Below are 228 nucleotides of genomic sequence, written 5' to 3'. Positions count from 1 at the left end.
AAGAGATTGAAAAATCCCACGTCCAAACCTATTTAGACGATATGGAACAGTCAAACAAGAGTGGAGGAACGATTGAAAAACATTATTCAGCCATTACCATGTTTTCCAGGTTCCTTGATAAACCCGAAATCGTCCTCAACATCGATCGTAAAGCAAAGGAAAAGAAAGAAGATCCGCCAAAAGCCCTGAACATGCTTGAGCAAGCTGCTCTCCTAAAAGAAATCGAGG

At 41.2% G+C, this 228-nt stretch carries 1 pseudogene; it reads left to right on the top strand.

Annotated features, from left to right (window positions below):
• Window positions 1–228 (top strand): annotated as a pseudogene (locus tag Q8G36_RS28950) (recombinase XerC); the annotation flags it as partial.

Origin of the sequence: Peribacillus frigoritolerans (assembly GCF_030676415.1) — a bacterium.
In the GTDB taxonomy this organism is placed as follows: domain Bacteria; phylum Bacillota; class Bacilli; order Bacillales; family DSM-1321; genus Peribacillus; species Peribacillus frigoritolerans_A.
Note: the sequence above shows the minus strand (reverse complement) of the source record. Positions and strands in the feature narration are given on the sequence as shown.